Genomic DNA, 24,653 nt, shown 5'->3' on the forward strand with positions numbered 1-24,653 from the left:
CCAGCAGAGATGTCGCGTTGTTGACGGTTCGGCGTCGCGGCGATACCCCTTCAAACCTCCCGATCGGTGCTATGCCGGTGGGAGTGAGTTTGGAATGGGAGTGTCACGTGGCAGGCAGGCTGGTTATCGTCGGGGCAGGGCAGGCGGGGTTTGCGCTGGCCGCCAAGTTGCGGGCTTTGAAGGATACGCGTCCGATCACGATGATCGGCTCGGAAGAGGTCATTCCCTATCAGCGGCCGCCGCTGTCGAAGAAATATCTTCTCGGTGAAATGAGCTTCGACCGGCTGACCTTCCGGCCGGACACCTGGTTTTCCGAGAACGACGTCGAGATCAGGCTCGCAACCTATGTCGAGGAAATCGACCGGGAGGCCAAACGCATCCGCATGCAGGACGGCTCGACGCTGGATTACGAAACGCTGGCGCTGACCACCGGCTCGACGCCGAGGACGCTTCCTGCCAGCATCGGCGGTGATCTCGATGGCGTTTTCACCGTGCGCGACAAGCGCGATGCCGACAGGCTTGCCGAAGAGATGAAGGCCGGCCGCCGACTTCTTATTATAGGCGGCGGTTACATCGGTCTGGAGGCCGCGGCCGTGGCGCGCCATCTCGGTCTCGAAGTTACGCTTATCGAAATGGCCGATCGCATCCTTGCGCGTGTCGCATCCAAGGATACCGCCGACATCATGCGCGCCATCCACGATGCGCGCGGCGTGGTGATCCGCGAGAAAACCGGCCTGACCCGCCTGATCGGCGAGGATGGCAAGGTTCGTGCAGCCGAGCTTTCGGACGGAACGGTGATCGATGTCGATTTCGTCATCGTCGGTATCGGCGTGACGGCGAACGACCAGTTGGCGCAGGATTGCGGCCTCGAAGTCGGCAATGGCATCACCGTCGATGAGTTCGCCCGCACCTCCGATCCCGCAATCTTTGCCATGGGTGATTGCGCCATGCTGCCCTGGCAGGGTGGCCGTATTCGGCTGGAATCGGTGCAGAACGCCGTCGACCAGGCCGAATCGGTGGCTGCCACGCTTGCTGGCGGAAGTGAGCCTTACGAACCGAAGCCATGGTTCTGGTCCGATCAGTATGACGTCAAGCTGCAGATCGCCGGCTTCAATCTCGGCTATGACGAAACGCTGGTGCGACCCGGCGCTCGCGAAGGCAGCGTGTCGGTCTGGTATTTTCGTGAGGGCAGGCTGATCGCCGTCGATGCCATCAACGACGCCAAGGCCTATGTCACGGGCAAGAAGATGCTGGAAACCGGTATCAATCCGGACAAGTCCGTGCTGGCGGATCCGGCGGCCGATCTCAAGCAGCTGCTCGTCTGACGGCCGCACGAACTCCCGAGAACATGAGAATGGAAAGAGGATAGAAGAAGACATGCCCGCACCGAAGAACGCGTTCAAGGCTGCCCTCAAGGCCGGTCGCCCGCAGATCGGCCTCTGGCTGAACACCGGAGAGGCGCTGCCGGCCGAACTCGCCGCCGGTGCCGGCTTCGACTGGCTCGTTATCGATGCGGAGCATGGCCCCAACGACCTGCGCAGCATTATCGACCAGATGCGCGCCATTGCCCCGTCCGCTTCCGAGCCGGTCGTGCGTCCTCCTTCCGGCGAAAACTGGTTCATCAAGCAATTGCTTGATCTGGGCGCACGCACGCTGCTGATCCCCATGGTCGATACGGTTGAGCAGGCTGAGGCTCTGGTTCAGGCCGTTCGCTATCCCCCGCGCGGCAGCCGCGGTCTCGGTGCTGCCGTCGCCAGAGCATCCGGTTTCAACGCGATCCCCGACTATGCGCAAACCGCCGACGACGAGATTTGCCTCCTCGTTCAGGCGGAGACGAAGACGGCGATCGCCAATCTCGAGGCGATCGCCGCCGTCGATGGAATCGATGGTATCTTCATCGGCCCGGCCGACCTTTCCGCCGACATGGGCTTCATTGGCCGGATCGAGGCGCCGGAAGTCCAGGAAGTGATCGAGGGTGCGATCGGCCGAGATCATCGCTGCCGGTAAGCCCGCCGGTATTCTGACCTTCAGCGAGACGCTCAATCGTCGTTATCTGGACCTCGGCGCAACGTTCGTTGCGGTCGGTGCCGACGTTAACGAACTGGGCTCGGCCTTGAGGGCTCTGGCGGGTCGCTATGGCCGCGGGGCCGGGGCAGGGCCTTCTGGAGCGGGCTACTGAAGCGCGCCAACAACCTTTCCCGACAAACATCGTGGGCAGGGGCTTTCTTTTTCTAAAAGACCTTGCCTTCGGGAATCTTTCGCAATAATCAGGCCGGACCGGAGAGGTGGCCGAGTGGTCGAAGGCGCTCCCCTGCTAAGGGAGTATACGTCAAAAGCGTATCGAGGGTTCAGAATCCCTTCCTCTCCGCCATCATATGCTCCCTCATCAAATTCCTTAATTTCGATGTTGAACCGTTGGACTCGACCTTTCCAGTGTTCGGCCATAGCTTGCGCGACGTTTGGAGCGAGCTTTATCCACTTTTCCTGAATATCGTTCTGACCTTTCGGCCATTGCGCTGTCGATCTGGACCCCGACACAACCGTCCACGTCTTGCTGGACAGCGCTTTCGACGTCATAGACGTGACGAAGGAGGCCCGGGTGTACGACTTCCCCGGGGAGGCGCCGAAGACAACCCGGCCCTCATACAGCTTTCTTGCGGAAGCTGAGGATAACCCTGGGCACCCGTTGACGAATTTTTCACCTCGTCTACTATATCTTGTGTTCGAGGTTCTTCCGATTCGAGTCGGGAGCTAAGATGGGAATGCGGTGCGAAAAGCCCATGATGGGCGGATCAATGCCGCAGCTGCCCCCGCAACTGTGAGCGGTTAGCATGCGATCGACGGTCCACTGATGCAGCAACGCATTGGGAAGGCAGATCGGATGCGACGACCCGTGAGCCAGGAGACCTGCCTCAAAACGAAACGTCCACGGGCGGGGTGTCCGGAAGGTCGCGTATGTGTGCGGGATGTTTCCGCGCGCGCGCTTCCCCGAACAGTCCGCATGAGCCACTTCGGGGTGAAGTCTTATGAGTTCGAGTATCCAGATACGTCAACGCGAATGACGGACGTCTAGCGTCCGGCAACCGCTCGCGTCTGTCTTTCATTTCAGTTCCTTTGCCCGGACATCGGCGGATGTCCGATCGCTTTTGCACGCCTGTTCCACACGAGGATAACCAATGACCATTACCGTCTACAGCAAGCCCGCCTGCGTCCAATGCACTGCGACCACTCGCGCCCTCGACCGTCAGGGCATCGATTATAACGTGATCGACGTTTCCACAGATGCGGCCGCCTATGAACTCGTCCAGGGTCTCGGCTATCGCCAGGTGCCGGTGGTCGTTGCCGGAGAGCAGCACTGGGCTGGTTTCCGTCCGGACATGATCGGTACCCTTTCGCCCGCCATGGCCTGAGGGCGATGGGCGGGCTCGTCTATTTCTCCACCAAGTCCGAGAACACCCACCGTTTCGTCAAAAAGCTGGGCCTCGCGGCCCGGCGCATCCCGATTGGCGGCGACGAGACGCTTCAGGCGCAGGATCCTTTCATTCTTATCGTCCCGACCTATTGCGGTGACGGGGGCCAGGGGTGTCAGGGGTGCAGTTCCGAAACAGGTGATCCGCTTTCTCAATGAGGCGGGCAACCGATCCAACATCCGCGGCGTGATTGCTGCGGGCAACAGCAATTTCGGCGCGACCTTCGGGATCGCCGGCGACATCATCTCGCAGAAGTGCCAGGTGCCTTACCTCTACCGGTTCGAGCTTCTGGGCACCGAGGAAGACGTCGCCAATGTCACTAACGGATTGGAACGATTTTGGACGCGACAACCTTCGAAACTCCGATGAAGACATCGGAATCCGCGCTGGATTACCATGCGCTCAACGCCATGCTGAACCTCTATGACGAGCACGGAAAGATCCAGCTCGACAAGGACCGGCTGGCGGCGAGGCAGTATTTTCTGCAGCACGTGAACCAGAACACGGTCTTCTTCCATAACCTTCGCGAAAAGCTCGATTATCTCGTCACCGAGGGCTACTATGAACAGGAGGTGCTAGACCAGTATTCGTTCAACTTCGTCCGCGACCTGTTCGATCACGCCTATGACAAGAAGTTCCGTTTCCCGACCTTCCTCGGAGCGTTCAAATATTACACCAGCTACACGCTGAAGACCTTCGACGGAAAGCGTTACCTCGAACGCTACGAGGATCGGGTCTGCATGGTCGCGCTGGCGCTTGCGCGCGGAAACGAGACGCTTGCCCGTGATCTAGTCGACGAGATCATTGCCGGTCGTTTCCAGCCGGCAACGCCGACCTTCCTCAATGCCGGCAAGAAACAGCGCGGCGAGCTCGTTTCCTGCTTCCTCCTGCGCGTCGAAGACAACATGGAGAGCATCGGTCGCTCGATCAATTCGGCGCTGCAACTGTCCAAGCGTGGCGGTGGCGTGGCGCTTTCACTGACCAACCTGCGCGAGATGGGCGCTCCGATCAAGCAGATCGAGAACCAGTCGTCCGGCGTCATTCCCGTGATGAAGCTCTTGGAAGATAGCTTCTCCTACGCCAATCAGCTCGGCGCGCGTCAGGGGCAGGGGCCGTCTATCTGAATGCCCACCATCCCGACATTATGCGTTTCCTCGATACCAAGCGTGAGAATGCCGACGAGAAGATCCGCATCAAGACGCTGTCGCTCGGCGTCGTCGTTCCCGACATCACGTTCGAGCTCGCGCGCGAAAACGCCGACATGTATCTGTTCTCGCCGCATGACGTGGAACGGGTTTATGGCGTGCCGTTCACCGAGATCTCCGTCACCGAAAAATACCACGAGATGGTTGAGGATGGCCGCATCCGGAAGAAGAAGATCAAGGCGCGCGAATTCTTCCAGGTGATCGCCGAGATACAGTTCGAAAGCGGTTATCCCTACATCATGTTCGAAGACACGGTGAACCGGGCGAACCCGATCGCCGGCCGCATCAGCATGAGCAATCTCTGCTCGGAAATCCTGCAGGTCAGCGAAGCGAGCGAGTTCGACGACGACCTGTCCTACTCGAAAATGGGTAAGGACATTTCCTGCAACCTCGGCTCCCTGAATATTGCAGCCGCCATGGACAGCGCCGATTTCGGCCAGACGATCGAAACCTCGATCCGGGCGCTGACGGCCGTTTCCGAGATGAGCAACATCACTTCGGTGCCATCCGTCGCCAAGGGCAATGACGACAGCCACGCGATCGGCCTCGGCCAGATGAACCTGCACGGCTATCTCGCCCGCGAGCGCATCTTCTACGGTTCTGAGGAAGGCGTCGATTTCACCAATATCTATTTCTACACGGTCGCCTATCACGCCGTGCGCGCCTCAAACCGGCTAGCGGTCGAAAAGGGCCGGAGCTTCAAGGGGTTTGAACACTCGAAATACGCATCGGGCGAGTATTTCGACAAATATACAGAAGCCGAATGGCTGCCCGCGACCGAGCGCGTCGCCGAATTGTTCGAGACGGCCGGGATCCACATCCCGACGCAGGACGATTGGCGGCAGCTGAAAGCCGAAGTCATGGAAGGCGGGCTCTATAACCAGAACCTGCAGGCCGTGCCGCCGACCGGCTCGATCTCCTACATCAACCATTCGACCTCCTCGATCCATCCGATCGTGTCCAAGATCGAGATCCGCAAGGAAGGCAAGATCGGCCGCGTCTATTATCCGGCCGCCTTCATGACCAACGACAATCTCGACTACTATCAGGATGCTTACGAGATCGGCCCCGAGAAGATCATCGACACCTATGCGGCGGCTACCCAGCATGTCGACCAGGGCCTGTCGCTGACGCTATTCTTCCGCGACACCGCAACCACCCGGGACATCAACCGCGCCCAGATCTACGCCTGGAAGAAGGGCATCAAGACCATCTACTACATCCGCCTCCGCCAGATGGCGCTGACCGGCACGGAAGTGCAGGGTTGCGTATCGTGTGCGCTCTAACTCCGGTGACCGACATGAACATAAAGATAAAAGACCCGAAGGCCGCAGCCGCCATCCGCGCGATCAACTGGAACCGCATCGAGGACGACAAGGACCTTGAGGTCTGGAACCGACTGACCGGTAACTTCTGGCTTCCTGAAAAGGTGCCGCTGTCGAACGATATCCAGTCATGGGCAACCTTGAAGCCGGAAGAGCAGCAGTTGACGATTCGTGTGTTCACCGGCTTGACGCTGCTCGACACGATCCAGAACGGTGTCGGTTCGGTGAAGCTGATGGCGGATGCTGCCACGCCGCATGAGGAGGCCGTGCTCTCCAACATCTCCTTCATGGAGGCTGTCCACGCACGCTCCTATTCGTCGATCTTTTCGACGCTCTGCCTGACGCCCGACGTCGACGACGCCTATCGCTGGTCGGAGGAAAACGAGTTCCTGCAGAGGAAGTCGCAGATCATCATGGAGCAGTATGCCTCTGGCGATCCGCTGAAGAAGAAGGTTGCCTCGGTTTTTCTCGAAAGCTTCCTGTTTTACTCCGGCTTCTATCTGCCAATGTATTGGTCAAGCCGCGCGAGGCTTACCAACACGGCCGACATGATTCGCCTGATCATTCGCGACGAAGCGGTGCATGGCTATTACATCGGCTACAAGTTCCAACGCGCGGTTGAGCGCTTGCCGGAACAGAAGCGTCAGGAGATCAAGGATTTCACCTTCGACCTTCTTCTTGAGCTCTACGACAACGAAGCGAAATATACCGAGGCGCTTTATGACGGCGTCGGGTTGACCGAGGACGTCAAGAAATTCCTCCATTACAACGCCAACAAGGCGTTGATGAACCTTGGCTACGAGGCGTTGTTTCCTGCAGACGCCTGCAAGGTCAATCCCGCGATCCTGTCGGCGCTATCGCCAAACGCGGATGAAAACCATGACTTCTTTTCCGGGTCGGGATCGTCCTATGTCATCGGCAAGGCCGTGGCGACCGAAGACGAGGACTGGGATTTCTGATATCGGAGGCCCTTTGAGGTTGGAGCTTGGAGGCCGAATTCCTTACGTCGGCCTCCAATGCCGCGATATGGGCGAATAGGGCCGATGAAGGATTTGAGTGAAGGGGACCGGCTGCTTATCAGGGATGTTTTTATCGAAATCACTGAAGCAGCTTGGTTCAAGCAAAACGCAGTGACCGAGCGGGAGCTTCTGATCCTCATTATAAATAAACGCAGCAGCTCCCCAAACGAGGATCTGCTTGCCGAATGCATCGCCGAGGCACGCGTGCGTTTCTCGTCTTGAGGGGAGAGGAAAATCCGGCTGTGTTCGGTCTGATTGCCGTCCCTGCAGACGATGTGTCTACCACTCGCTCTGCCCCCCAATAGTCGGCCGTCTTATGGGCCAGAAATTCAATGTCATTCGATGCATCCGAAGCGAATCGACGCTCGCTCCGCGACGGCCAGTCTAACTCTGGAAGCGCGGTGCCGGTCTCAAGATCTCTTGTGGTCGAATTTCCAGTCCGCCATCACCTACTGCTGTTTGCGCTGCGGGTCGACCGTTCCCTCAAAGATTGCCGGCCATGGCGTTGTTGTGTTTTTGCAACGGAATACACTTGCCATATCGGATTGCCGGCAAATGTCTAAATCGCTGCTTATTAAGCGCTTTCTTAACGGAAGGTAAAATTTTACAGATCGGCGACGACCGCTTTGTGTCTTTTCCGCAACATGAATTTCATAAGCAGGTTGGACATTGATGCGGACTACTACTTCACGATTGCATGATCAGTCGCCTTTTGTATTTTCGGCCTCGGAAACGGCGGTGGTTCGTCAGTTTTCAAAGTCGTGGGGATGGGCAGGGAACAAACGCCTCTGGGCAAAGAAACCCAACCTCGAATTAAACTTTGACTGGAGGTCAAAAATGAACATTAAGAGCCTTCTTCTCGGCTCCGCTGCTGCCCTCGCAGCAGTATCTGGCGCCCAGGCTGCCGACGCTATCGTTGCTGCTGAGCCTGAGCCCATGGAATACGTTCGCGTTTGCGACGCTTTCGGCACTGGCTATTTCTACATCCCGGGCACCGAAACCTGCCTCAAGATCGGCGGTCGCGTTCGCTTCGACGCCAAGTACGGTGATGTTTACAACGTTTCCCCGACTGGCGAAGGCACCTTCACCAACACCCGCGCTGAAATCTACATGTCGACGGCTTCCGACACCGAATGGGGTGCGCTGAAGACCAACATGACGGCTCGCTTCGACTACAACCCGCACAACCCGGGCAATGGCTACGAAGAAAACACCCGTACCCGTCTGATCGGCGCCAACATCCAGCTCGGCGGCTTCCTCGTCGGTCTCGCTGACTCCTACTACTCCTCGTTCATCGGCTATGCCGGCGACGTCATCAACGACGACGTGGTTTCCTACGGCTCCTTCGAACTGAACCAGGTTGCCTACGTTTACGACGCTGGCAACGGCTTCGGCGCCTACGTCGCTGTTGAAGACGACGGCGTTAACGACAACGACGCACCGGGCGGCGCGAGCGACTGGGTCGACGTAACTGCTGGTGTCAAGTTCGACAACGGCACCTTCATGGCTGGCCTCGTCGGTGGTTACGACGAATCGGCTGAAGAAGGCGCGATCAAGGCTCGCCTCGGCGGCAAGTTCGGCGCTCTCTCCGCCTTCATCATGGGTGGCTGGAACACCGACGGCGACACCGTCAACAAGTTCGCTCCGGGTAGCCGTTACGGTTACTCTGCAGCTTCTACCGGCGTAATCGGCTGGGGTGACTGGGCTGTCTGGGGTGGCCTCGGCTACCAGTTCACGGACGCTGTCAAGGGTAACCTGCAGGTTGCCTACACCGACAACAAGACGCTCGCAGCAACTGCCAACGTCAAGTGGACCCCGGTTTCGGGCCTCCTGATCCAGCCGGAAGTCTCCTACACGAGCGTAGATCACGGCACGATCGACGAAGACCAGTGGGGTGGTATGATCCGCCTGCAGCGCACGTTCTAATTCCGCAAGGAATTATTGTGGAAAGGCCCGGCATTGCCGGGCCTTTTTGCGTTTGTGGATGGCGGATGAGGTTGCCGCTCTTTTTGCTTGGCCTCCTGTCATGTGGAGCGGCCGATGGGGAGATGCGGCAGTCTTCATAATGGCGATCTTGCGCCTTCAATCCTGCGCACGATGTTTAATCGCCTGGCGCTTGCGGCAGTCCGCCGTCGGCCTCTGCATCTACGCAAAACAGGCGCCCTCGTTCTTGGAGGCTATCTCTTTCCGCGGGGTCTGCTTCTATTGGATGTCTTGAGACATATCGCGTGGCCAAGGGCGACTGGCGGTGCGATGTCGTGGGGCTCAGATTACAAACCTCGAGATGTGCGGTGCCAGCCCATGGCGGATGCGTAGCGGCCCATCTCAGGGTTGAAAAAGCGGCGTCTGACTAATGCTTGAGCAAATGCTCATTCATTGACCTGCATGAATCTCCGGTTGTGTCGTGAACCGATTCGGTGCGCCGGATGCGCTGGTATGAAACGGATTGGCGTGCGGGCCTTCATTCGTAAAGGAAGCGTAAACGAAAACACCCCACGCAATGGTTGATAGCGGAAAGATTGCAACACTTTGCAAGAAACTACGCATGAACCGCGCGCAATGCGTGTTGACATTCTTGTCACAATTGCTCCGCCCCGATAGCTTCATTTTCGGAAGCGCGGCGTTTGCGTCGGTTTTCTTAGTTCGTGGATGTGGTTCGGGGAGCGCTGGCAAAGCTGAGCCAAATCCCTTTAACTTTGACTGGAGGTCAAAAATGAACATTAAGAGCCTTCTTCTCGGCTCCGCTGCTGCCCTGGCAGCAGTATCCGGCGCCCAGGCTGCCGACGCTATCGTCGCTGCTGAGCCGGAGCCCATGGAATACGTTCGCGTTTGCGACGCTTTCGGCACTGGCTATTTCTACATCCCGGGCACCGAAACCTGCCTTAAGGTTGGCGGTCGCGTTCGCTTCGACGCTTGGTACGGCGACGTCTACGACAACGAAGACGGCACCTTCACCAACACCCGCGCTGAAATCTACCTCGATTCCGCTTCGGACACCGAGTGGGGCGCTCTGAAGACGAGCATCGTCGCTCGTTTTGACTACAACCCGCATAACCCGGGCAACGGCTACGAAGAAAACACCCGTACCCGTCTGATCGGCGCCAACATCCAGCTCGGCGGCTTCCTCGTCGGTCTCGCTGACTCCTACTACTCTTCGTTCATCAACTACGCCGGCGACGTCATCAACGACGACGTGATCTCCTACGGTCCGTTCGAACTGAACCAGATCGCCTACGTATTCGACGCCGGCAACGGCTTCGGCGCCTACGTCGCTGTTGAAGACGACGGCGTGAACGACGACGACATCCCGGGTCCGGCAAGCGACTGGGTCGACGTAACCGCTGGTGTCAAGTACGACAACGGCACCTTCATGGCTGGCCTCGTCGGTGGTTACGACGAATCGGTTGAAGAAGGCGCGATCAAGGCTCGCATCGGCGGCACCTTCGGCGCATTCTCCGCCTTCATCCTCGGCGGCTGGAACACCGACGGCGATACCCTCAACAAGTACGCACCGGGCGACAGCCAGGGCAATCCTTGGGGTGACTGGGCTCTCTGGGCTGGCGCTGGTTACAAGTTCTCGGACAAGATCGCTGCCAACATCCAGGGTTCTGTAACCGACTTCGGTACCTGGGCTGTTACGGGTAACGTTCAGTGGACCCCGGTTTCCGGTCTCCTGATCCAGCCGGAACTCTCCTACACGGATTGGGAAGACGGCGGCGACCAGTTCGGTGGTCTGGTTCGCATTCAGCGCACCTTCTAATTCCTCAGGGAATCACTTTTGGAAAGGCCCGGCATTGCCGGGCCTTTTTTGTGCGCGCAAGGGATGTGCCCCTCGTTGTCGCGCTTCTTCTGCGTGCGCATATGTCATTCTCCAGTCATAAACTGCGCTGTCTTTGCAACAGCCCATGCTCGTTGTGCTGTCATAAGCGATTTGCGTAGCCGCCTCCGCTTGCGGCGGTCAGAGGTGCCGCATAGTTTCCGCCCGAAGCCGAGATTACCTTGCTTCGGCTTTCTGTTTTTGGTTGACCCGGCGATCTAGCCCGTGGTTCGCCTCACGAAGTTCGATTGGAGAATTCTATGAACATCAAGAGCCTTCTTCTCGGCTCCGCTGCAGCTCTCGCAGCAGTATCCGGCGCTCAGGCTGCCGACGCCATCGTTGCTGCCGAGCCGGAGCCGATGGAATACGTACGCGTCTGTGACGCGTTCGGCACGGGCTACTTCTACATCCCGGGCACGGAAACCTGCCTCAAGGTTGGTGGCCGCGTTCGTTTTGACGCTCAGTACGGCGATGTCTACAACGTTGACAACGACGGCACCTACACCAACACCCGCGCCGAAATCTACATGTCGTCTGCCTCGGACACCGAGTGGGGCACTCTTAAGACGAACATGACGGCTCGCTTCGACTACAACCCGCACAACCCGGGCAACGGCTACGAAGAAAACACCCGTACCCGTCTGATGGTTGCCACGATCGAACTCGGCGGCTTCACCGTTGGTCTGCAGGATTCGCTCTATGAATCCTTCATCGGCTACGCTGGCAACGTCATCGCTGACGACGTCGTCAACTACGGCCCGAGCGAGCGCAACCAGGTTGCCTACACCTACAAGGGTGGCAACGGCTTCTCCGCTTTCGTCGCTCTTGAAGACGATGGCGTTAACGACAACGACGTACCTGGCCACGCCAGCGACTGGGTTGACGTAGCCGGCGGTCTGAAGTTCGACAACGGCACGTTCATGGCTGGCGTAACCGCTGGTTACGACGAATCGGCTGAAGAAGGCGCGATCAAGGCTCGCCTCGGCGGCAAGTTCGGCGCGTTCTCGGCATTCGTCATGGGTGGCTGGAACACTGACGGCGACTCCGTCAACTCCTACGCTCCGGGCAGCAGCTACGGCACCGGCACGACCATCGGCTGGGGCGACTGGGCTCTGTGGGGTGGCGCTGGCTACAAGTTCACCGACACCGTTGCTGCCAACATGCAGGTTGCATACACCGACAACGACGTGTTCTCGGCTGCTGCAAACGTTCAGTGGACGCCGGTTTCTGGCTTCCTGATCCAGCCGGAAGTTGCCTACACGAACATCGACAACGCTGTTGCTGATGAAGACATGTGGTCTGGCATGGTTCGCATTCAGCGCACCTTCTAATCCTTGTAAAAGGATTAATCGGAAAGGCCCGGCATCGCCGGGCCTTTTTGTATTGGCGGTCCCGCACATGCTCGCGGAAAAGCCGGACTTCCCAAGTGGAGCGTCTCTGCTCTTCATGTCCGTTTACGCGTCGATTTCGGCTGGCTCCGCGCCGTTGCCTTTAATCCAGGTGAGCACTCTTGCATTGCGGCAGCACGCGTCAGGGCTAATGCGTTAACGGTCCCTTTATTTGCGAACACGCCCTCGTGATCGAGTGAGGAAAGTCTGCAACACGCGGTCGCAGATTGCGCCACCGGCCTCAGCGCCAGGCTCATTGTATCTGTTATATTTGTCATCAGGAGCTAAATTGAGACTCGAAATGTCGAGGCAGAGACCCCGAGCATTTCTTCCTACGGGTTACCTCACTTGGCCATTAGCCGAGGCACACCCAATCAATGTCGATTGGAGAATTTTATGAACATGAAGAGCCTTCTTCTTGGTTCGGCCGCAGCGCTTGCCGCTGTTTCCGGAGCTCAAGCCGCTGACGCAATCGTAGCCGCTGAGCCGGAGCCGATGGAATACGTTCGCGTTTGCGACGCCTTCGGTACGGGTTATTTCTACATTCCAGGCACCGAGACGTGCCTCAAGGTCGGCGGCCGCGTCCGCTTCGACGCCATGTACGGCAGCGTCTACGATGCGGATGCCGACGGCACCTACACCAACACCCGCGCTGAGATTTACCTCGATTCCGCTTCGGACACCGAGTGGGGCGCCCTGAAGACGAGCATCGTCGCTCGCTTCGACTATGATCCGCACAACCCGGCCAGCGGTTACGAGGAAAACACCCGTACCCGTCTGATGCAGGCCACCATCAGCCTCGGCGGCTTCACCGCCGGTCTGCAGGATTCCTCTATGAATCCTTCATCAACTACGCTGGCGACGTCGAAAACGACGACGTCATCAACTACGGCCCGAGCGAAGTTAACCAGCTCTCCTACACCTACGACGCCGGCAACGGCTTCTCGGCATTCGTCGCTCTCGAGGACGACGGCGAGAACGATAACGACGTCCCGGGTCACGCAAGTGACTGGGTCAACGTATCGGGCGGCGTTAAGTACGACACCGGCACCCTCATGATCGGCCTGACCGGCGGTTATGACGAGTCGATGGAAGAAGGCGCCATCAAGGCCAAGATCTCCGGTAACTTCGGCGCGTTCAACGCCTTCGTCATGGGCGGCTGGAACACCGACGGCGACAGCTTTAACGACTACGCTCCGGAAGTTTCCGGTACGGACGGCGAAGGCTGGGGCGATTATGCTCTGTGGGCTGGTGCCGGCTACAAGTTCTCCGACACGCTGGCTGCCAACGTGCAGGTTTCCTACGCCGACATCGACGTATTCTCTGCAGCGGCTAACCTTCAGTGGACCCCGGTTTCGGGCCTCCTGATCCAGCCGGAAATCGCCTACACGAACTGGGATACCGCGACCGTCAACGACGACGCTTTCTCGGGCATGCTGCGCTTCCAGCGCACGTTCTAATCCTTATCCGAGGATTATTCTGGAAAGGCCCGGCATTGCCGGGCCTTTCTTGCATTTGGCCTGCTGGTTCGATCTTCAGCCGTGGAGCGCGGCAGATACATACGAAAAAATGGCGTAGGCACGCCCGAAGCTCTTGCCGTTGAGGCGCGCCTCATCCTATCGCGGATATATGGGATTGGCGTTTTTCAAGTGGTCGCGCCTGAGCTTCGCGCCCTTCAATCGCAAGGGAGCCGTTGCCACGCACAAAAGAACGCTGTGTCTTCGCCGGCCTATTGGCGCCCGTATCGAAGGTCCGAAACGATATCGGACTTCTGCCCGAGCCGGGTTTTGTAGACCTGATAATTCTCCAGAACGCGCTGCACATAGTTGCGCGTCTCAGGGAAGGGGATGCGCTCGACCCAGTCGATCACTTCGTCGAGCGATTTCCCACGCGGATCGCCATAGCGCGCGATCCATTCCGGCACCCGCTTCGGCCCCGCATTATAGGCGATGAAGGTCAGTACGTAGGAGCCGCCGAACGTGTCGATCTGCTCGCCGAGATAATGGGCGCCGAGTGTCGCGTTATAGCCTGCGTCGCTGGTCAGCATGTCGGCCTTGAAGCTCATGCCGTGACGCTTGGCGACGCCCTTTGCCGTTCCCGGAAGAAGCTGCAGCAGGCCGCGGGCATTTGCGGGCGAGACGGCTGCCGGATTGAAGGCGCTTTCCTGGCGCGCGATCGAATAGGCGAGTGCCTTGCCAGATCCGGCGATATTGGCGCCGGCAGGGATCACGCCGATCGGATAAGCGAGGGCGGCCACGTCGACACCGCGCGAAAAAGCAGACTTGCCGATCCTCAGGGATAGAGCATGGTCACCTTGAGCCTCGGCACGCGCCGTCAGGAGCGCCAGTTCACCGGGGCTGTCGATCTGCTCGGCGAGCGCCGCATAAAGTGCTGCCGCGCGTCGGTCGTGACCGACGGCGTCGAGCCGCGCGATGGCGCGCACCACGTCGCGGTTCTCGAACCGCTGCCTGTCCGCCGCCGAGGGGAGGGGTAGCTGACGTCGAGCGTCGACTTGCCGAGTTTTGCCGCCGCGAGCTGGCCATAGAACGTGCCGGAATAGCGGGCGGCGGATTCATAGAAGGACCGCGCCTGGCCCGGACCGCCGGCCTCCGCCGAGCGGCCGAGCCAGTAGAGCGCGCGGGAAGCCGAAAGCGGTCGGCTGGACGCCTCCTGTATCTTTCGGAAATGCGTCTCGGCTGTGGTCGGGTCATGCAGGGCGCGCAGCGCATACCAGCCGGCGTGGAATTCCGCATCCGCCTTGTCGACGGAGGTCTGCGCCACATGGGCGGCAACCAGCCGGTAGGCAGCCTTGAAGTCACCCTGATCCGCCAACCCACGGGCGACGATACGCCGCTCGTTCCACCATTCCGTGGAATTGATCAGCTTGGCCGGGTCGCGCGGTACTTTCTCAAGAAGCTTCGCCGCTTCCTCGTATTTGTCGAGGCGGCGGGCATATTCGATGCGGATGAACAGATAGGCCGGGTCGCTCGCCCATGATTTATCCACGGCATCGATCAGCGCGCTGGCATTGCGCGCGCCCCCGCCACCGCAGTCCAGGCCTTGTAGAGCGACTGGGCATTGCCGAAGCCGGAGAAGCGTTTCGCTTGCGCGGTCCGGCCGCGATACATGAGATAGTCCATGCGCGACTTGTGATCGGCGGCGCCGAGCAGGCTGCCGAACTCCGCCATCACCTTGTCTTCGGTCGAAATATCCAGCGCGTCCGAGGTCCAAAGCCCGCGGATCGTCTTAGCGGCATCCGCGGCGCGGCCGCTTGCAACCTGCGCCCGTGCAAGGATGACCGCGCCTTCCGGCGTCTGCGGCTTATACGGGCCAAGCGCCGACAGCACGGCCGCAGCCGGCGGGTTTTCGCGGTAGAGCGCCCGCTCTTCCTTCTCCCGCAGTCCGCCGAGCCCGGGCCAGCCGGTCAGTTCCTGCTGTGCTGCCGCGATCTCGCGATAGGGCACGTCCCGGAGGCCGGAATTGGCGATCGCCCAGGTGAGGATGCGCCGGTCGATCGAGCCCATGGGAAGCTGGTTGCGCACCGCAAGCGCTTCGTCGGCGTCATTGTCGGACAGGGCATCGAGGCCGGATTTCAGCGCGGTCGAGGCAAGCGGCCTGTCGATGCGCGGAATGGAGCCGGTTATATCCGGCACCGGCATTGCAGCCGGCACGGGCGTGGCCGGGTGGGCGTGTGAATTGTGGGGAGGCTGGATCGGCATAGGCACGCTGGCAGGCGCGTCCGGCCGTGCGAAAGGCAGCGGCACGATGCCGTCGCCGGCCGCCGAGGCCAGGCTCGCTATGCATGCTGCACCCAATCCCAAAGTGAGGACCAGCGCTGGCTTCTTCATCCGGCAACTCGCGAGAAAGACATTAACCCCTATCGGGCTCCCCCATTACGCTCCGCCTTAGTTAACGGAACCTTACCACATTTCAGCAATGGTGCATTTTCGGCACGTGAGCGTGATCATAAACCCGTGAGCTTTGCGCTTGTCGGCGATCTGACACCGCTTTATGGTGCGCAACCTTATCTATTGATTGCGGCCGAAGCGTGGACTGCGGCCATGGGAGTTTATGCATGTTCAAGGGATCCATCCCCGCACTCGTCACCCCTTTTGACCAGGAGGGGCCGTCGACGAAAAGGCGTTTGCCGCGCATGTCGACTGGCTGATCGCCGAGGGGAGCAGCGGTCTCGTTCCGGTCGGCACCACGGGCGAATCCCCACGCTTTCCCATGACGAGCACAAGCGGGTGGTGGAACTCTGCATTGAGGTTGCGAATAAGCGCGTGCCCGTCATCGCCGGCGCCGGCTCCAACAATACCCGTGAAGCAATCGAGCTTGCCCAGCATGCCGAAGAAGCGGGCGCCGATGCGCTGCTGGTCGTCACGCCCTATTACAACAAGCCGACCCAGAAGGGCCTCTTCGCGCATTTTTCCGCGATTGCCGATGCGACCTCGCTGCCGATCATCATCTACAACATCCCGCCGCGGTCGGTGATCGACATGACACCGGATACGATGGGCGCGCTGGTCAAGGCGCATAAGAACATCGTTGGCGTGAAGGATGCCACCGGCAAGATCGAGCGCGTTTCCGAGCAGCGCATCGCCTGCGGCAAGGATTTCGTCCAGCTCTCGGGTGAGGATGCGACCGCCCTCGGCTTCAACGCACATGGCGGCGTCGGCTGCATCTCGGTCACCGCCAATGTCGCGCCGCGCCTCTGCGCCGAATTCCAGGCAGCAGCGGCCGCCGGCGATTTTGCCAAGGCGCTCGAATATCAGGACCGCCTGATGCCGCTCCACAAGGCAATCTTCATGGAGCCCGGCCTCTGCGGCGCCAAGTATGGTCTGCACAAGCTGCGTGGCATGAACCGCACGGTGCGCTCGCCGCTGATGTCGACGCTCGAGCCTGCGACCGAAGCAGCAATGGACGCAGCACTCCGCCATGCGGGCTTGCTGAACTGAAGCGGCCAAGCTTCACTTTCGGCCTCTGCCGCATTACATAAGCCTCATCAAACCCCGTCTGCGGCCCGCAGGCGGGGAATAATCGTTAGATAGGGGCGTACGGAAGAAGAGAATGGCACCCAAAGGCAGCCAGCGCGTGGTGAACAAGGTCGTGGCGGAAAACCGCAAGGCCCGTTTCAACTACGAAATCGTCGATACCTATGAGGCAGGCTTGGTGCTGACCGGCACCGAGGTCAAGTCTCTGCGCGAGGGCAAGGCCAATATCGCCGAATCCTACGCCTCCGATGAAGGCGAGGAAATCTGGCTGATCAACAGCCATCTGCCGGAATATCTGCAGGCTAACCGCTTCAACCACGAGCCCCGCCGCCGCCGCAAGCTGCTTCTGTCAAAGCGCGAGATCAACCGCCTGCGCAACAGCATCAACCGCGAAGGCATGACGCTCGTGCCGTTGAAGATCTACTTCAACGACAAGGGTAGGGCGAAGCTGGAACTGGCACTCGCCAAGGGCAAGAAGCTGCACGACAAGCGCGAGACCGAGAAGGAACGCGACTGGAACCGCCAGAAGTCGCGGTTGCTGAAGACGGGCTGAGGTCTCGCGAGACTCTCCCATTCCGGAACAAAATTCCCCTCATCACCGTTTGATTTCACCTTAATGCGGGCGAACGGACGATGACGAAAAAGCAGATCTTTACCTATGCGATGCTGGTCGTGGGCTTTGGCCTTGCGGCCTATCTTCTCTACCAGGTATTCCGCGAGCATTCGCCCTCCGAAATCCTCCAGTCCGTCCGCGATATCCCGCTCGCCAATCTGGCACTCGCGCTGCTCTTCGCTTTCGGCTCCTATCTCTGCCTCACCGGCTTCGACTGGTGCGGCGTCCGGTACGTGAAGAACGACCTGCCTTACCCGAAGATCGCGCTCGCTTCCTTCATCGCCCTTTCGATCGGCCAGAGCGTCGGCTTGTCGGGCCTGAGCAGTGGCGCGTTGCGCTATCGCTATTATGCCCATTGGGGCATGAGCACGGAGGATGTGGCCAAGATCGTGCTTCTCTCCGGCGTAACCGTCGGCATCGGCATGGCCGTGCTTGCCGGCATCGTCATGATCATCAATCCGCAGGATGCCGCCGGTGTCCTGCGGATGAGTGAAACGGCCGTGATCGGCGTCGGCGCCGGATGCCTGGCTGCCACCGCGCTCTACCTGTCGCTGGCCGCCTTCCTGCGGACACCATTGAAAATCCGCAGCTGGACCTTCCAGATGCCGACGCTGAGGATCGCCATCGCCCAGGTCGTCATCGGCACGATCAACTTCGCGCTCGTCTCCGCCTGCCTGCGCGAGGTCATGGCCGCCAGCGCCGATGTCAGCTATCTCAAGGCGGCCACCGCCTTCGTGCTGGCCAATGTCGCGATCCTCATCACCCATGCGCCGGGCGGTCTCGGCGTGCTGGAGGCGACTGTCGGCCATGTGATGGGCGATCAGGCCTCGATCGGTTCGCTCGTCGCCTTTCGGGTCATCTATTTCTTCATCCCGTTGTTCATCGGCTTGCCGCTGTCGCTTGTCGTGGAGGCGGTGTTTAAGGCTCGCAAGGGTCGCAACGGCGGCAGCGCCGGCAACAGCCCGAATGTGCGAGCCGCAGCCGAACCGGCCTGACGGAGAGCCGTTGCGGAAATGAAAAAGGCGCCGTCTCCGGCGCCTTTTTTCATCGATGTCATTGCGTCAATCAGGTATCTGCAGGTTCCGCCGGCTCGGCTGGGCGTACCGGCCTTTCGCTCGGGTCGCGTCCGACCTCGGCCTTCAGCGAGACGAGGTCGATGAAATGGTCTGCCTGGCGGCGCAGGTCGTCGGCGATCATCGGCGGCTGCGTGGCCATGGTCGAAACGACGGAAACCTTGCGGCCGCGGCGCTGCAGCGCTTCCACCAGCGTGGTGAAGTCGCCGTCGCCGGAGAAGATGACGAGGTGATCGACGGTTTCGGACTGTTCCATCGCATCGATGGCCAGTTCGATATCCATATTGCCCTTGATCTTGCGGCGACCGAGGCTGTCGGTGAATTCCTTCGCCGGCTTGGTAACGACCTTGTAGCCGTTATAGTCCAGCCAATCGATCAGGGGGCGGATGGAGGAGTATTCCTGATCCTCGATGAGGGCCGTGTAATAGTAGGCGCGCAGCAGATAGCCGCGCTTCTGGAACGCCTTCAGGAGCTTCCTGTAATCGATGTCGAAGCCGAGGCTTTTCGACGCGGCGTACAGGTTGGCGCCGTCTATGAAGAGAGCGATTTTCTCTCTTGGGTCAAACATTCTGTCTCCATCCCTTTGCAGTCTCTGGTGCAGACGCTTCTTACAAAACGTAGGGTTGTGTCGGCAACCTGGAATAATTCTCTACATTAAGAACTATTCATATACATGTCATGTATGTCACGATTCTGCGATAAGCCAAGCACGCTTTGATAGAATGTGCGTCTTTGTCCCCGCCCACTTTCGTAGCAGATTGGGTGTACGGACAGGAAAAACTTGAATTTGCCGCCCAATGTCTGTATCGGGCGTATCAATTCCAGAAATCACGACCGCAAAGGACAGGCGATGGCCCGTGTCACAGTAGAAGATTGCATTGACAAAGTCGACAACCGTTTCGAGCTGGTACTCCTTGCGAGCCACCGCGCGCGCCAGATTTCCCAGGGTGCATCGATCACGATCGACCGCGACAATGACAAGAACCCGGTCGTCGCCCTTCGCGAGATCGCCGACGAGACCCTGTCTCCCGACGACCTGAAGGAAGACCTGATCCATTCGCTGCAGAAGCATGTCGAAGTGGACGAGCCCGAGCCCGATCCGGCTTCGCTCATCGCAGCCGGCGGCGTCTCCGTCGCGGCCGATGCCGAAGAGGAAGATGCGCCGGAAGCCATCAACTTCGACCAGATGTCGGAAGAGGAACTGCTGGCCGGTATCGAAGGCCTGGTTCCACCGGAAAAGAGCGACGACTACTGATTTGAATGCTGAGTGCACGAGCGGTTTCGCCTGAAATCCGCTCGTGTGCCCGGAAATGTTCGGAATAATGGTTCCGACCGTAACGATACCGCTTTCCGGCAAGGTATCGTTCATTCTATCGCCCTAATCTGGTTGTCTCAATTATGATGGCTGCGCTAACCGATGGTTGGCGCGCCATTTTCTTTCGTGCCATATCCTGTGGCCGCGACGATCGAGGGACAAATTCGGGAATGATGAGGCAGTACGAGCTCGTCGAGCGGGTGCAGAAATACAAGCCCGACGCCAACGAAGCTCTTCTCAACAAGGCCTATGTCTATGCCATGCAGAAGCATGGCCAGCAGAAGCGCGCCTCGGGTGACCCCTATATCTCCCATCCGCTCGAAGTGGCGGCCATCCTCACCGACATGCATCTCGACGAGTCGACCATCGCGGTCGCGCTTTTGCACGACACGATCGAGGACACGACCGCGACCCGCGCCGAGATCGACGAACTGTTCGGCGAGGATATCGGCCGTCTGGTCGAAGGCCTGACAAAGCTGAAGCGCCTCGACCTCGTGTCGAAAAAGCCAAGCAGGCTGAAAACCTGCGCAAGCTTCTGCTCGCCATTTCCGATGACGTTCGCGTCCTGCTCGTCAAACTCGCCGATCGCCTGCACAACATGCGCACGCTCGATCACATGAAGCCCGAGCAAAAGGCGCGTATCTCCGAAGAGACGATGGACATCTATGCGCCGCTCGCCGGCCGCATGGGTATGCAGGACATGCGCGACGAGCTGGAGGACCTGTCCTTCCGCCACATCAACCCGGAAGCCTATGCGACCGTCACCCAGCGTCTCGCCGATCTCTCGGCGCGCAACGAAGGCCTGATCAAGAAGATCGAGGACGAGCTGCGCGACCTCCTGATCGCTAACGGCCTCAACGATGCCTACGTCAAGGGACGCCAGAAGAAGCCCTATTCGGTCTTCCGCAAGATGCAGTCGAAGTCGCTCTCCTTCGAGCAGCTTTCGGATGTCTACGGCTTCCGTATCATCGTCGACGATGTCGCCTGCTGCTACAAGGCGCTCGGCATCGTCCATACCCGCTGGCGCGTCGTGCCTGGCCGCTTCAAGGACTATATCTCCAACCCGAAGCAGAACGATTATCGCTCGATCCACACGACGATCGTCGGCCCGTCCCGCCAGCGTATCGAGCTGCAGATCCGCACCCAGCTGATGCAGGAAATCGCCGAATACGGCATCGCGGCCCATGCGCTCTACAAGGACGGGCAGGGACCGGTCGGCGGCGGCGAATTGCTGCCGAAGGAAAGCAACGCCTATTCCTGGCTGCGCCACACGATCGAATCGCTTGCCGAAGGCGACAACCCGGAAGAATTCCTGGAGCACACCAAGCTCGAACTCTTCCAGGACCAGGTCTTCTGCTTCACGCCGAAGGGAAAGCTGATTGCGCTGCCGCGCGGCGCGACCCCGATCGATTTCGCCTATGCCGTCCACACCAATATCGGCGACACTACGGTCGGCGCTAAGATCAACGGTCGCATCATGCCGCTCGTCACCCGTTTGAACAACGGCGACGAGGTCGAGATCATCCGCTCAGGCGTGCAGGTGCCGCCGGCCGCCTGGGAAGAGATCGTCGTCACCGGCAAGGCGCGTTCTGCGATCCGTCGCGCCACCCGCATGGCGATCCGCAAGCAATATGCCGGCCTCGGCCACCGCATTCTGGAGCGCACCTTCGAGCGCGCCGGCAAGATTTTCTCTCGCGATGCGCTGAAGCCGGCGCTCTACCGTCTCGCGCACAAGGATGTCGAGGACGCGATCGCCTCCGTCGGCCGCGGCGAGCTTTCCTCGCTCGACGTCCTGCGCGCCGTATTCCCCGACTACAAGGACGAGCGCGTCACGGTAAAGCCGTCCGCCGACGAAGGCTGGTTCAACATGCCGAGCGCCTCGGGCATGATGTTCAAGCTGCCGGCCAAATCCCAGACGGAAGTGGAAAACGCCCAGGCCGCAGGCCTCGGCTCAGCGCTTTTGCCGATCCGTGGCCTGTCCTCCAGCACGCAGGTGCGCTTTGCCAAGAGCGGCGCAGTCCCCGGAGATCGCATCGTCGGCATCATGGAGGAGGGAAGGGCATAACCATCTACCCGATCCAGGCACCGGCACTGCAGAAATTCGATGACGAGCCGGAACGCTGGATCGACGTTCGATGGGATCTCGACGAGGCCAATAAGTCCCGCTTCCTCGCCAAGCTTGCGGTCAACACGATCAACGAGCCGGGCACGCTCGCGACGGTGGCAAAGACCATCGGCGGGCTCGACATCAATATCCGCACCCTTTCCATGGGGTCGAACCGCGCCGACGACTTTTCCGAGATCACCATGGAAGTCGAGGTCTGGGATCTGCGTCAGCTCAACCAGCTCCTATCGCAGCTGAAGGACCTCGACTGCGTGGCGAATTTGAAGCGGGTTTATGACTGAGGGCATCGCGCTAGGGGCGGGAACGGAATTGCTTGAGCTCTAGAAATCGCGGCCACCTTGCACGCTTCTCTTGAAGAAGATCTTCGCGCAATGTGGCGAGCGCCATGCCGATATCACTGTTATCCCCTACCTTTTGAAAATAGGTTTGAGGCGCAGCCTTGAAAGCCTTGTTGATGCGACCTTCCTCTTCCGGTCGGACATCCGTAAAGACGAATTCTCGCAGTCTTTCGCCGTCGTGAAAAAAACAGGGCTTGGAGCCCGTCATATGCGAAATAATCGACGCCGATGAACCACATGGTTTCACCTGCATTGGCGCAACCGAACGGCATGTCGTGAGGCCCAGTGTCATTGGCGCAAAAATCCTGAATGCACCGATAAAGGCCGCCGAAACGGAAGTCGGTGTCATCAAGGTCTCTGAACTCAAGATCTAGGAACTTGAAATATCTATCGTTCTTATAGAGCGCATGGATTGCTTCTTTGAACTCGATTGCCGCAATAGTATGTGACATGCCAACTCGTCCGCGCAGCTCGTGGTAGGCCATCGGTATGCGCGCAGGGCACGACACCTCAATCCCTTCTGTAAGCGAACTGCTTGCCGCCGCCCCCACTGATGCATGCCGACGATTTCTCGCAGTTTCCTCATCGGCATCATCAGGCTTTCGCAACGAATTGGCAAACATGCCCGGCACACAAAACGAAAGCGGGCCGGATTTCTCCGGCCCGCTTCATGTTCGGCTCACGATATGACGATATCAAACCGCGCCGCGTGTCTCGACGAAGAGCGCGTAGACCGAGTGGCTCGAGGCCATGTAGAGGCGGTTCTTCTTCTTGCCGCCGAAGACGAGGTTCGGGCAGCGCTCCGGCAGCTTGATGAAGCCGATCGCCTTGCCGTCCTTATTGAAAATCTTCACGCCGTTCAGGTCTTCCGGCTTGGCGCCGGCCGCACCCGAAGAGCCCCAGCCGCACCACAGGTTGCCGTCGACATCGACCTTGAAGCCGTCAAGGCCGCCATTGTCGTCGGCGGTGATGAAGGCCTTCTTGTTGGAAACCGTCTTGCCGTCCTTGGAAACATCGTAGGACCAGACGATACGATAGGGCTGCGCGCGGCCTTCGACCACGTAGAGCTTCTTCTCGTCTTCGGAAAAGGCGATGCCGTTCGGGCCTTTCAGGTCGTCGGCGATGAGCTCTAGCTTGCCCTCCGGCGAGATCCGGTAGACGGAGTGCGGCAATTCGGCTTCAGCCTTTTCGCCTTCCCATTCGCCGCCGATGCCGAACGGCGGGTCGGTGAACCACAGCGAACCGTCCGACTTGCAGACGATGTCGTTCGGCGAATTGAGCTTCTTGCCCTTGTAGTTGTCGGCGAGAACCGTGATCGAACCGTCATGCTCGGTGCGGGTGACGCGACGCGTCAAGTGTTCGCAGGAGATCAGGCGGCCCTGCAGGTCACGGCAATGGCCGTTTGCGTAGTTGGAGTTGGCGTCGAACACGCTCCAGGTTTCGTTCGTTTCGTCGAACTTCATGACGCGGTTGTTCGGGATATCGCTGACCAGCAGATACTTGCCGTCGCCGAAATAGACCGGGCCTTCGAGCCAGCGGGCGCCGGTAGCGACCTGTTCCAGCGAGGCGCTGGCGACGCGGTACTTGGCGAAGCTCGGGTCGAGAACCTGGATTGCCGGATCCGGATAGATCGGCGAGGGGTGAAGCTGATCGCCTGCGCGGAGGCGATCTTGGTGGTGACGGCGGTCGCTGCTGCAGCAACGCCGAGCGTCATGATGTTACGGCGGGATAGATCCAAGGGGAGGGTCCTTCGGTGATGGTGTGCTGACTTCATATCAAACGGCCCGCGCTGCGGGCTGGCCGGATCATGGCCCTTGCGTCCTGTTAAGCGCAGCGCGTTGTGCGTCGCAACAAGAGCCGGCCCCGATTAGCCCCCGATGGTTACGCGCTTATGAAGATTGCGGCAAAATAATGCTGCACTGCGGCATTTTGTCAAAAATCGTAACGCGCTGCAGCAAGTGTAAGATTTTC

General features: G+C 59.5%; 12 protein-coding genes, 1 tRNA gene, 8 pseudogenes and 1 riboswitch. Of the genes and pseudogenes, 17 read left to right on the plus strand and 4 right to left on the minus strand.

What is annotated here, in order from left to right; all coding sequences use genetic code 11:
• Positions 1 to 71: 71 nt before the first annotated feature.
• The 12 genes and pseudogenes from N7E02_RS21985 to N7E02_RS22040 all read left to right on the plus strand — a co-directional run bounded on the left by N7E02_RS21985 (position 72) and on the right by N7E02_RS22040 (position 13,684).
• Positions 72 to 1,325, plus strand: a complete 1,254-nt coding sequence (locus N7E02_RS21985; protein WP_374730652.1) for an NAD(P)/FAD-dependent oxidoreductase — start codon at positions 72 to 74, stop codon at positions 1,323 to 1,325.
• 52 nt (positions 1,326 to 1,377) lie between these two features.
• Positions 1,378 to 2,179: pseudogene (locus N7E02_RS21990) on the plus strand (aldolase/citrate lyase family protein).
• Positions 2,180 to 2,279: 100 nt separating this feature from the next.
• Positions 2,280 to 2,371: transfer RNA gene (locus N7E02_RS21995), tRNA-Ser, on the plus strand.
• Between the two features lie 338 nt (positions 2,372 to 2,709).
• Positions 2,710 to 2,929, plus strand: a riboswitch (cobalamin riboswitch).
• 247 nt (positions 2,930 to 3,176) lie between these two features.
• Complete coding sequence (gene nrdH, locus N7E02_RS22000) at positions 3,177 to 3,410, plus strand: glutaredoxin-like protein NrdH (RefSeq protein ID WP_286579734.1); 234 nt, start codon at positions 3,177 to 3,179, stop codon at positions 3,408 to 3,410.
• Positions 3,411 to 3,415: 5 nt separating this feature from the next.
• A pseudogene (gene nrdI / locus N7E02_RS22005) lies at positions 3,416 to 3,839 on the plus strand (class Ib ribonucleoside-diphosphate reductase assembly flavoprotein NrdI).
• Positions 3,836 to 5,961: pseudogene (gene nrdE, locus N7E02_RS22010) on the plus strand (class 1b ribonucleoside-diphosphate reductase subunit alpha). The pseudogenes nrdI and nrdE overlap by 4 nt, the downstream one beginning before the upstream one ends.
• A 14-nt stretch (positions 5,962 to 5,975) precedes the next feature.
• The gene (gene nrdF / locus N7E02_RS22015; RefSeq protein WP_286579736.1) at positions 5,976 to 6,959 is read left to right on the plus strand and encodes a class 1b ribonucleoside-diphosphate reductase subunit beta; all 984 of its coding nucleotides are present in this window, start codon (positions 5,976 to 5,978) and stop codon (positions 6,957 to 6,959) included.
• An 84-nt stretch (positions 6,960 to 7,043) separates the two neighbouring features.
• The gene (locus N7E02_RS22020) at positions 7,044 to 7,241 is read left to right on the plus strand and encodes a hypothetical protein (RefSeq protein ID WP_286579737.1); all 198 of its coding nucleotides are present in this window, start codon (positions 7,044 to 7,046) and stop codon (positions 7,239 to 7,241) included.
• A gap of 615 nt (positions 7,242 to 7,856) precedes the next feature.
• Positions 7,857 to 8,945: a porin gene (locus tag N7E02_RS22025; RefSeq protein WP_286579738.1), complete on the plus strand. Its 1,089-nt coding sequence runs from the start codon at positions 7,857 to 7,859 to the stop codon at positions 8,943 to 8,945.
• A gap of 787 nt (positions 8,946 to 9,732) precedes the next feature.
• On the plus strand, positions 9,733 to 10,779 hold the full coding sequence (locus N7E02_RS22030) for a porin (RefSeq protein ID WP_286579739.1): 1,047 nt from the start codon (positions 9,733 to 9,735) through the stop codon (positions 10,777 to 10,779).
• A 317-nt stretch (positions 10,780 to 11,096) separates the two neighbouring features.
• A complete protein-coding gene (locus N7E02_RS22035; protein ID WP_286579741.1) occupies positions 11,097 to 12,167 on the plus strand; it encodes a porin in 1,071 nt (356 codons plus the stop codon).
• Positions 12,168 to 12,620: 453 nt separating this feature from the next.
• Positions 12,621 to 13,684, plus strand: a pseudogene (locus tag N7E02_RS22040) (porin).
• 269 nt (positions 13,685 to 13,953) lie between these two features.
• On the opposite strand, the pseudogene N7E02_RS22045 reads toward N7E02_RS22040, so the two are convergent.
• A pseudogene (locus N7E02_RS22045) lies at positions 13,954 to 16,072 on the minus strand (lytic transglycosylase domain-containing protein).
• A gap of 227 nt (positions 16,073 to 16,299) precedes the next feature.
• On the opposite strand from N7E02_RS22045, the pseudogene dapA reads away from it, so the two are divergent.
• The 3 genes and pseudogenes from dapA (at position 16,300) to N7E02_RS22060 (ending at position 18,826) form a co-directional block, all read left to right on the plus strand.
• Positions 16,300 to 17,182 (plus strand): annotated as a pseudogene (dapA, locus tag N7E02_RS22050) (4-hydroxy-tetrahydrodipicolinate synthase).
• A 112-nt stretch (positions 17,183 to 17,294) separates the two neighbouring features.
• Positions 17,295 to 17,771 carry an SsrA-binding protein SmpB gene (gene smpB / locus N7E02_RS22055; protein ID WP_286579742.1) on the plus strand — a complete coding sequence of 159 codons (477 nt, stop codon included), beginning with the start codon at positions 17,295 to 17,297 and terminating at the stop codon, positions 17,769 to 17,771.
• 80 nt (positions 17,772 to 17,851) lie between these two features.
• Positions 17,852 to 18,826, plus strand: a complete 975-nt coding sequence (locus tag N7E02_RS22060; RefSeq protein ID WP_286579743.1) for a lysylphosphatidylglycerol synthase transmembrane domain-containing protein — start codon at positions 17,852 to 17,854, stop codon at positions 18,824 to 18,826.
• A 70-nt stretch (positions 18,827 to 18,896) separates the two neighbouring features.
• Here N7E02_RS22060 and N7E02_RS22065 read toward each other — a convergent pair whose 3' ends face one another.
• Positions 18,897 to 19,472 (minus strand): LabA-like NYN domain-containing protein, encoded by a 576-nt coding sequence (locus N7E02_RS22065; RefSeq protein WP_286579744.1) that lies wholly within the window; start codon positions 19,470 to 19,472, stop codon positions 18,897 to 18,899.
• A 282-nt stretch (positions 19,473 to 19,754) separates the two neighbouring features.
• On the opposite strand from N7E02_RS22065, the gene rpoZ reads away from it, so the two are divergent.
• A complete protein-coding gene (gene rpoZ, locus N7E02_RS22070; protein WP_286579746.1) occupies positions 19,755 to 20,159 on the plus strand; it encodes a DNA-directed RNA polymerase subunit omega in 405 nt (134 codons plus the stop codon).
• A gap of 230 nt (positions 20,160 to 20,389) precedes the next feature.
• Positions 20,390 to 22,625, plus strand: a pseudogene (locus N7E02_RS22075) (RelA/SpoT family protein).
• Positions 22,626 to 22,635: 10 nt separating this feature from the next.
• Here N7E02_RS22075 and N7E02_RS22085 read toward each other — a convergent pair.
• Both N7E02_RS22085 and N7E02_RS22090 read right to left on the minus strand, forming a co-directional pair.
• A complete protein-coding gene (locus tag N7E02_RS22085; protein WP_286579747.1) occupies positions 22,636 to 23,031 on the minus strand; it encodes a hypothetical protein in 396 nt (131 codons plus the stop codon).
• 346 nt (positions 23,032 to 23,377) lie between these two features.
• A pseudogene (locus N7E02_RS22090) lies at positions 23,378 to 24,420 on the minus strand (SMP-30/gluconolactonase/LRE family protein).
• Positions 24,421 to 24,653 lie beyond the last annotated feature (233 nt).

The sequence above is a fragment of the Terrirhizobium terrae genome, assembly GCF_030323265.1.
Classification (GTDB): domain Bacteria; phylum Pseudomonadota; class Alphaproteobacteria; order Rhizobiales; family Rhizobiaceae; genus Neorhizobium.

Coding starts and splice junctions, on each gene's coding strand:
- N7E02_RS21985 (WP_374730652.1), top strand. CDS start 72: ATGCCGGTGGGAGTGAGTTTGGAATGGGAGTGTCACGTGGCAGGCAGG.
- nrdH (WP_286579734.1), top strand. CDS start 3,177: ATGACCATTACCGTCTACAGCAAGCCCGCCTGCGTCCAATGCACTGCG.
- nrdF (WP_286579736.1), top strand. CDS start 5,976: ATGAACATAAAGATAAAAGACCCGAAGGCCGCAGCCGCCATCCGCGCG.
- N7E02_RS22020 (WP_286579737.1), top strand. CDS start 7,044: ATGAAGGATTTGAGTGAAGGGGACCGGCTGCTTATCAGGGATGTTTTT.
- N7E02_RS22025 (WP_286579738.1), top strand. CDS start 7,857: ATGAACATTAAGAGCCTTCTTCTCGGCTCCGCTGCTGCCCTCGCAGCA.
- N7E02_RS22030 (WP_286579739.1), top strand. CDS start 9,733: ATGAACATTAAGAGCCTTCTTCTCGGCTCCGCTGCTGCCCTGGCAGCA.
- N7E02_RS22035 (WP_286579741.1), top strand. CDS start 11,097: ATGAACATCAAGAGCCTTCTTCTCGGCTCCGCTGCAGCTCTCGCAGCA.
- smpB (WP_286579742.1), top strand. CDS start 17,295: ATGGCACCCAAAGGCAGCCAGCGCGTGGTGAACAAGGTCGTGGCGGAA.
- N7E02_RS22060 (WP_286579743.1), top strand. CDS start 17,852: ATGACGAAAAAGCAGATCTTTACCTATGCGATGCTGGTCGTGGGCTTT.
- N7E02_RS22065 (WP_286579744.1), bottom strand. CDS start 19,472: ATGTTTGACCCAAGAGAGAAAATCGCTCTCTTCATAGACGGCGCCAAC.
- rpoZ (WP_286579746.1), top strand. CDS start 19,755: ATGGCCCGTGTCACAGTAGAAGATTGCATTGACAAAGTCGACAACCGT.
- N7E02_RS22085 (WP_286579747.1), bottom strand. CDS start 23,031: ATGACACCGACTTCCGTTTCGGCGGCCTTTATCGGTGCATTCAGGATT.